The sequence below is a fragment of the Paucilactobacillus nenjiangensis genome, from assembly GCF_005405445.1.
Taxonomy (GTDB): domain Bacteria; phylum Bacillota; class Bacilli; order Lactobacillales; family Lactobacillaceae; genus Paucilactobacillus; species Paucilactobacillus nenjiangensis.
The window spans coordinates 1-7,983 of the sequence record NZ_BJEB01000079.1 but is presented as its reverse complement, the minus strand read 5'-3'; the positions used below and the strand labels follow the sequence as shown (position 1 = coordinate 7,983).

Below are 7,983 nucleotides of genomic sequence, written 5' to 3'. Positions count from 1 at the left end.
CCGCCGTATACGGAACCGTACGTACGGTGGTGTGAGAGGTCGGTAGCTGAACTAATCAACTGCCTCCTACTCGATTAAAAATATTTTTCTATAATCGGTTTCATAAGCCAACTCTCTCTGCGATGTCCATGATACTAAGCTGCTAAAGTGACAAGTATCAGTGGCTACGGTTAATCACGAATGATGAACGATTCAAATTTCAAATCATTCATCATTCGAAATCGCCATTGGAACTTGGCGAACTTTGCCGTAGTTCAATGGACGTCGTAGCAATCCTCAAGAGTTGAACGGCTTATGTCACAATTTCTTTTTATATCGATTCTAAACTAAATAATATTTTAACTGTGCAAAGATGTACAAACCGTGTTATGACAAGCGATTTTGTGCTAACGACATTAATTTAGGTTGACGGTCAGTGTCGAAAATGAGAAAATCATGAGAAATTAAGCTATATACATAGAACATGGAGTAAGCGATGAAAACATTATCTGAATTAAATGGTCGTGGAAAATATGTCATCATCAAGGTCCTCGGAGATCATAAGCTAGTTCGTAGATTGGCTGAGATGGGGATGATTGCCGGTAAGAGTATTACGATTATCACACCGGCATCCGGGCCCACTGGGTTGACAATCTTTTTTCAAGGTCAACGGTTAGCTATCAGTGATGACATTGCGGAACGGATTGTAGTTCGGAACATGTCGGATGAAGAAACTGCAGACTTACACTCGTTATCTGATTTGGCGATTAGTGATTCAGGTATTGTGACCAAGATGACAGGTGGCAAGGAGTTACGCAAACGTCTGATGGATATGGGACTTACAAAAGGAACGATGATTAAAGTTAACAATGTGGCACCATTAGGTGATCCAGTCGAAATTATCGTTCGTGGGTATAAATTAAGTCTGCGCAAAGCTGATGCCATTAACGTTCTGGTGGAGAAAGTGGGTGAGGGTTAAATGAGTACTTTTGCTTTAGTTGGTAATCCAAATAGCGGTAAAACGACTTTATTTAATGCGCTCACAGGTTCAAATCAACATATTGGTAATTGGCCGGGCGTGACGGTTGAACGTAAAGCTGGAAGTTTGAAACAAGACTCTGGCGTAGAAATTCAAGATTTACCAGGAATTTATTCGATGTCGCCATATAGTTCGGAAGAAATCGTGACGCGAAATTATATTCTCGAAACAAGGCTCGATGCTATCATTGATGTGGTTGATGCCACTAACTTGGAACGAAACCTCTATTTGACGTTACAGTTAATGGAAACGGGTGTGTCAGTCGTGATGGCACTGAATATGATGGATTTGCTGGATAAGCAAAAAAATCGCAGTATCAATATCAAGAAACTTGCCTACATTCTGGACATTCCAGTGGTGAGCATTAGTGCATTAAAAAAAGATAATGTTGAGAAATTAGTTACTCAATTACATAGTGAAATTAAAGGTTATACAACCCCACAATATGATCCGCGCTTAGAGTCAGCCATTGAAATGCTACAAAAGAAGCTGGTCGGGAAAGTACCAGATAATCAGGCACGCTGGTTTGCAATTAAATTGTTTGAGCGCGATGAAAACATTCTAGCTGAAATGCGTTTTTCAGATACTCAGCTCAAGGACATTAATAATATTATTAAAATGGCCGAACGAATTTTTGATGACGATAGCGATAGTATTATTGTTAATGCACGTTATGACTATATCGCACGAATTATTAATATGAGTGTTATAGATAACGACGATTTCACAATGTCGATGAGTGATCGAATCGACCGAATTGTCACCAATCGTTGGCTAGCCTTACCAATTTTTGTCGTCATTATGTGGGCGGTGTATTATCTATCAATTCAAACGATTGGGACAATTGGTAGTGACTGGGTTAACGATGTGGTCTTTGGCAATTGGGTACCTAACTCTGTGACCAATTTCTTGGAATTTATTAAAGTTCAGCCATGGCTAATTGGCCTAATTGTCGATGGAATTATCGGTGGCGTCGGGGCAATATTAGGTTTTGTGCCACAGATATTAATGCTATTCCTTTGTTTAAGCATCCTTGAAGATTGTGGCTATATGGCACGAATTGCATTTGTGATGGATCGAGTATTTCATCGATTTAATTTATCCGGAAAATCGTTTATTCCAATGCTGATTTCGACCGGTTGTGGAGTACCCGGAATCATGGCCACTCGGACGATTGAAAATGAATCTGATCGTAAAATGACCATTATGTTGACTACTTTTATGCCTTGCTCGGCAAAGCTGACAGTGATTGCATTAGTGTCAGGGACCTTCTTTCCACATAATTCATGGGTGGCACCAACATCATATTTTATGGGAATCATGGCGGTCATCTTCTCTGGTATTTTTCTAAAGAAAACGAAAATGTTTAAAGGTGACCACTCGCCATTTGTGATGGAATTACCAGCCTACCATTTACCTCGCATTGATAATACGTGGCGTGGTGTGTGGTCACGTGGTTCGATGTTCATTAAAAAAGCCGGGACCATTATTTTTCTTTCGTGCGTTGGAATATGGTTCCTATCGAGTTTCAATTTTAAAATGCAAATGGTTGATCAAAATCAGAGTATTCTCCGGTATATGGGGATGGTAATTGCCCCAATCTTTGCTCCACTGGGATTTGGTGACTGGCACGCTGCCGTGGCGGTGATTGCTGGATTAATTGCCAAAGAAAATTGTGTTACGACCTTCCATATTACTTTTGGTGGGGGAGCCGGATTTGCGAATACTTTACGTGCCGCTTATGCACCAATGGCTGGATTCGCATTTCTTGTCTTTAACTTATTGTGTGCACCTTGTTTTGCTTCAATCGGAACGATGTATAAAGAATTTGGCGATACTAAATGGACCTTACGGGCGATTGGTTATCAAACTTTAATTGCGTACATGGCTGCATTAATTGTTTATCAAACGTCGTTACTGGTGACTGGTGCCATTTCTGTGATTGGCGCCATTGAATTATTCACGGCAGTCGCCGTCATTGTTTATGGCTTATTCATCAAACGCGATAAGAGTTTAGATGATAATAATTTGGTTTATCAAAAGGAGGTAATCTAATGTCGACTATTATTGTTGCAGCAATTGTTTTTGCTGCCGTTGCTTATGTTGTCTATCGCCAGTTCTTTAGTGGTGCTAGTGGATGTGATGATTGTTCCAATGTTGGCTGTCCATTAATTGACCAGACTCAGGTTAGTAAAATATTAAATAAATAATATAGTGCTGAACAAATCGCACTACCTTGTGTAAATAAAAAATGATGTTTGTCCAAAACAATTGGATAAGCATCATTTTTTCATTACGTTCATTTTAATTTAATTTATTTCGAAATCGTGGCCGTCAAATCCAGTTTTGTCCGTCTCAGAAATTGGCCGAAGCACTTTGCACGGGTTACCAGCTGTAATCACATTGTCAGGAATATCATGTGAAACTACACTACCAGCGCCAATGATACTTCCTGTACCAATATGGACCCCGGGTAGAATTGAAACGTTGGCTGCAATCCAAACATTGTCTTCAATTATAATTGGTTTGGCGATACAGCCGCCATTTTTGCGTTCGATTGAGTCAAAAAGATGATTACTAGTATACAATCCAACTTTTGGTCCAAGCAAAACATTATTGCCAATCGTAATTGGAGCACCATCTAACATGACACAATCATAATTGGCATAAAAATTATCACCAAGCGAAATATTGCGACCAAACTCGCATCTAAAGTTGGGTTCAATGATAATATTTTTTCCAACATGTTTCAGCAGTGATCCTAATAAAGAGTTTTTCTTAGATATATTGGGTTCACTGTTCAGTTTTTGAGTTTTAATGGTTGCCAATTTACGCAATTCAACAAGGCGGGAATCCAAATCGTCATAAGATTGACCGGTTGCCATATATTTAAATTTATCTGTCAAGCTCATAGTGTAGCTTCTTTCGAGGTGTCCTTTTTGTATGAATTCAGTTTACCATGTTTTATTCAAATTTTAAGCGTAAAAAAAGCCTTGCAATCGTTTAAGAATTACAAGGCTTCAACACCTATTTATTTGCATTTCTTATCAAAATGTCGTCAATAATTGAAGAAAGTTTTACTTGTTGCATACTAGCTTCGGCATCTTGTTGTACTTTAGCATAAACATCATTGAGAGCATCTTGAATATTCCCACCTACGACACAGGCCGGATTAGTTTTTTCGTCAACGTGTAAAAAATTATGATCAATTTCAATTGCATTGTAAATGTCGAGTAGTGTGATTTGGTTAGTTGGCCGCGTCAGCTTTGGAGAAACTGATCCAGGCCGAGTTTCTAGTAAACCACCTTGAACTAAAGAGGACATCAAACGGCGAACTAAACTCGGATTAGATTCGATACTATCGGCGATTGCATTACTGGATAAATCACCGTCTTTGTATATCTCAACGTAAGACAAAACGTGCACTGCATCACTTAATTTGTGGGAATATTTCATAATATATACCTCAATGATTGTTAAATAATTGTTTTAAGTTGATCGCGTAATTCAGGAAGTGGGTGACCGAGCACATCTACTAAACCAGTTGATGGAACATCTAGGTTGCCATCGCGAATTAAAGTTTGGAACATTGTGACTAAAGCGGCAGTATCATCATCTAAACCGGCGTCTTTAAGCCCAGCAGTGTAGGCAGGGTCATCAATAGCAAGCACATCAAAGTTTTTGCCAGAAGCCGATTTAGTAGCAGATGCCAAATCAGCATAAGTAGCGAATGAGCCAGAAAATTCATAGATATCTTTGGCATTATCAGCAACTAATACCCTCGCCGCAGCTTCCGCATAGTATGCTTCAAGCGCCCAGCCTGCTTTTCCATCGGCCGCAGAATAAACAAATGGTTGTCCTGCAACAGCTCCTTTGATTGTACCAAGTTCATTTTCTAAATACCAGTTGTTACGTAAAAATGAATGTGCAATGCCAGCATCTGAAATTGCCTTTTCAGTGAAAGCGTGGTCTAAAGCAAGTGGAGTGGTGGCGTGTGTAGCATCCGGGAAACTGGTGTATGCAATGTATTTAACGCCGGCGTCTTTGGCAGCCGCAACGACATTGGCATGTTGTTGCTCACGAGAAACCTCAGCACCTGGTTGTGATGAAATAAATAATAACTTGTCGACGCCGGTTAGTGACGCCGTTAATGATGTTTGGTCCGTGTAGTCACCCTTACGAACGGTTACACCAGCTGGTACCAGTTCTTCAGCTTTTTCGGTATTGCGAGCTAAAGCGATGATATTGCTAGTTGAAACGAGTGAAGCTAAGGTTTTAAGCGCAACCTGACCAAATTTGCCAGTTGCACCTGTAATTGCATAGGTTGTCATAATAAAAATCCTTCTTTCGTCTTGTTACTTTCAAAGTAACTTTTGTAATTAATATAACCTGTTACTTTTAAAGTGTCAAGTGTAAAATTGAGATTGTAGTTATTAATATACGAAAATCGTTGCCACGAGTATAATAGACAACAAAATAAACATTGGGGGCAAATACATGGCAGTTAATAATGAACTGATTAAAGATGATTTATATGAAGCAGTAAATGGCGAATGGATCAAAACCGCCGAAATTCCAGCAGACAAACCAGCAACGGGTGGATTTAATGACTTAGTTGACGATATTGATAAACAAATGATGCAAGACTTCGATGATTTCGTAGCACAGGGAAACGTTTCTGGTGCGCTAGGTCAATCTGTGGAATTGTATCAATTAGCGTTGGACTTCAAGCGTCGTGAATCGGAAGGAAATGCTCCACTGCGAACTGTTTTACAACGAATCGAAGCGTTAAATTCACTCGCAGATTATCAAACAAATTGGGCCGATTTTATTTTGACTGGCTTACCTAGCCCGGTCAATTTTGATATTGATGCAGATATGAAAAATGCGACGGTGAATGCTTTATTTGTAGCCGCTCCAAAACTAATTTTGCCTGATAAAACTTACTATGAAGATGGTAATCCACAAAAAGAAGCACTGTTTACCGTTTATCGTTCGATGATGGAAAAGCTTTTGAAAGGTGCAGGATATAATGCTGCCAAAGCGACTGACATCATTGACAAGGCAATTTCTTTTGACGCGTTACTTGTTCCAAATGTAAAGAGCGCGGAAGAGTCAGCAGATTATAGTAAAATGTATAATCCACAGACGTTTGCTGAATTTACAGCACATAGTCAAACCGTTGATTTAGGCGCAGTGGCAAAACAATTAGTTGGTGCGGAACCAGAGAAAATTATTGTCATGGAGCCAAAATATTTTGAAGCAATTGCCGGCATATTAACTGACGCGCATTTTGCGGAATTCAAAAATTGGATAATCGCTAAGACAGTCGCTGGTTTGAGTGGCTATTTGACGGATGAATTGCGTGGCATTAGTGGCGAATACAGTCGTTCATTGTCTGGCAGTAAAGAACCCATGAAACAACAAAAATATGCATATTATTTAGCCAAAGGTGAATTTGATCAAGTCGTTGGCGACTATTATGGCCGCAAGTATTTTGGTGAAGAAGCTAAGAATGACGTTCATCAGATGGTTGAAAAAATGATTAGTGTTTATCAATCACGACTCACGAATAATACTTGGCTGGGCGAAAGTACCCGCGAGAAAGCAGTACTAAAATTAAGCAAGTTAGGTATTCAAGTTGGTTTTCCTGATAAAGTGGATTCTTTGTATGATCGTTTGATTGTTGACAATACACAACCATTATTAACCAACCTGTTGGCCTTTAATAAAATTGAAACTGCTGATATGTACAGTAAATGGAATCAGCCAGTTGAACGCGACCGTTGGGAAATGAGTGCTGCTACGGTTAATGCATATTACCATCCATTTAAAAATATCATTGTGTTTCCAGCTGCTATTTTGCAAGCACCATTTTATAGCTTAAAACAAAGCAGCAGCGCTAATTATGGTGGAATTGGAGCCGTAATTGCTCACGAAATATCACATGCCTTCGATAATAATGGTTCGTTATTTGATGAGTATGGTAATTTGAATAACTGGTGGACTGATGAAGATTCAAAACAGTTTAAAAATAAGGCACAGCAAATGATTGATCAATTCGATGGAATTGAATTCGCTGGTCAAAAAGTAAATGGTAAGCTCACGGTATCTGAAAATATTGCCGACGCTGGCGGGTTGAGTTGTGCTCTGGAAGCTGCTAAATCTGAAGCTGATTTAGATACTGAGGCCTTCTTTATTAATTGGGCAAAAATTTGGCGGATGAAAGCCACCGAACAATATATGCAACTCTTATTGTCTATCGATGTCCATGCTCCTGCTAAATTACGTGCAAATGTCCAAGTCCAAAATTTAGATGATTTCTTTACCACTTTTAACATCAAATCAGGTGACGCTATGTTCCTTGATGAGGGTGAGAGAGTGAAGATATGGTAGTGAGTGAGATAAGAGTGCGAAAACAATCGTTTAGATTGTGAGTAACTAACGAAAAATAATCGTAGTGCTGAATTTTAGCACTGCGATTATTTTAGTTAGGTGAGCAATCTGATTGTTTGAGCACGTTTCGACTATCCGTTAAGCGCATGAGCTGGCTCGAAGAGCACGTTTTAGCAAATCATGCTACAGGTATTCCCTATGTTCATTTTCTTCTTGCCTTATAGTTAACTCCAAGGTTTATAATAAAGGCAAATATTGGAGGAGTAGATATGGGAAAAGAACGGATTACGGCATTTGAAGATGCAATTTTAGCGATTATTATGACCATTTTAGTTTTGGAATTAAATAAGCCGGACCAGGTCACTTGGCATGGCTTGTGGCTGTTGCATGATAGTTTCTTTGCATACGCCATTTCATTTTTTTGGATTGGCCTAATGTGGGTATCACACCATAATAACTGGCATCATGTCAAAGTGATTAATATGCAAACCGGGTAGCGTCAAGAATCTTGTGTAAATGAAATGCCTTCGTACATATAATATGTATCTAACTTAAATAAATGATGCTTC

The 7,983-nt window shown here is 39.2% G+C and carries 7 protein-coding genes and 1 pseudogene; 5 read left to right on the top strand and 3 right to left on the bottom strand.

Annotation, left to right across the window (positions count from 1 at the left end):
- Positions 1-475 precede the first annotated feature (475 nt).
- The 3 genes from FFM59_RS09330 to FFM59_RS09320 are packed head-to-tail and all read left to right on the top strand — an operon-like array spanning position 476 to position 3,228.
- Positions 476-958, top strand: a complete 483-nt coding sequence (locus tag FFM59_RS09330) for a FeoA family protein (protein ID WP_137602767.1) — start codon at positions 476-478, stop codon at positions 956-958.
- Positions 959-3,073: a ferrous iron transport protein B gene (feoB, locus tag FFM59_RS09325; RefSeq protein WP_137602766.1), complete on the top strand. Its 2,115-nt coding sequence runs from the start codon at positions 959-961 to the stop codon at positions 3,071-3,073.
- A complete protein-coding gene (locus FFM59_RS09320; protein WP_137602765.1) occupies positions 3,073-3,228 on the top strand; it encodes a FeoB-associated Cys-rich membrane protein in 156 nt (51 codons plus the stop codon). Before feoB ends, FFM59_RS09320 begins: the two co-directional genes overlap by 1 nt.
- Before the next feature lie 99 nt (positions 3,229-3,327).
- On the opposite strand, the gene FFM59_RS09315 is transcribed toward FFM59_RS09320, so the two are convergent.
- The 3 genes from FFM59_RS09315 to FFM59_RS09305 all read right to left on the bottom strand — a co-directional run bounded on the left by FFM59_RS09315 (position 3,328) and on the right by FFM59_RS09305 (position 5,349).
- Complete coding sequence (locus FFM59_RS09315) at positions 3,328-3,930, bottom strand: sugar O-acetyltransferase (protein ID WP_137602764.1); 603 nt, start codon at positions 3,928-3,930, stop codon at positions 3,328-3,330.
- 115 nt (positions 3,931-4,045) lie between these two features.
- Positions 4,046-4,474, bottom strand: coding sequence for an Rrf2 family transcriptional regulator (locus tag FFM59_RS09310; RefSeq protein WP_137602763.1), 429 nt, complete (start codon positions 4,472-4,474; stop codon positions 4,046-4,048).
- A 20-nt stretch (positions 4,475-4,494) separates the two neighbouring features.
- Positions 4,495-5,349, bottom strand: a complete 855-nt coding sequence (locus tag FFM59_RS09305; RefSeq protein WP_137602762.1) for an NAD(P)H-binding protein — start codon at positions 5,347-5,349, stop codon at positions 4,495-4,497.
- Between the two features lie 166 nt (positions 5,350-5,515).
- Here FFM59_RS09305 and FFM59_RS09300 point away from each other — a divergent pair, with 166 nt between their 5' ends.
- Together FFM59_RS09300 and FFM59_RS09295 are read left to right on the top strand one after the other, a co-directional pair.
- Positions 5,516-7,414 carry a M13 family metallopeptidase gene (locus FFM59_RS09300; protein WP_137602761.1) on the top strand — a complete coding sequence of 633 codons (1,899 nt, stop codon included), beginning with the start codon at positions 5,516-5,518 and terminating at the stop codon, positions 7,412-7,414.
- 269 nt (positions 7,415-7,683) lie between these two features.
- Positions 7,684-7,905, top strand: a pseudogene (locus FFM59_RS09295) (TMEM175 family protein); the annotation flags it as partial.
- Positions 7,906-7,983 lie beyond the last annotated feature (78 nt).

What these genes read in the sequence shown, in the direction of transcription:
- FFM59_RS09330 (WP_137602767.1), top strand. Translation starts at nt 476, where the DNA reads ATGAAAACATTATCTGAATTAAATGGTCGTGGAAAATATGTCATCATC.
- feoB (WP_137602766.1), top strand. Translation starts at nt 959, where the DNA reads ATGAGTACTTTTGCTTTAGTTGGTAATCCAAATAGCGGTAAAACGACT.
- FFM59_RS09320 (WP_137602765.1), top strand. Translation starts at nt 3,073, where the DNA reads ATGTCGACTATTATTGTTGCAGCAATTGTTTTTGCTGCCGTTGCTTAT.
- FFM59_RS09315 (WP_137602764.1), bottom strand. Translation starts at nt 3,930, where the DNA reads ATGAGCTTGACAGATAAATTTAAATATATGGCAACCGGTCAATCTTAT.
- FFM59_RS09310 (WP_137602763.1), bottom strand. Translation starts at nt 4,474, where the DNA reads ATGAAATATTCCCACAAATTAAGTGATGCAGTGCACGTTTTGTCTTAC.
- FFM59_RS09305 (WP_137602762.1), bottom strand. Translation starts at nt 5,349, where the DNA reads ATGACAACCTATGCAATTACAGGTGCAACTGGCAAATTTGGTCAGGTT.
- FFM59_RS09300 (WP_137602761.1), top strand. Translation starts at nt 5,516, where the DNA reads ATGGCAGTTAATAATGAACTGATTAAAGATGATTTATATGAAGCAGTA.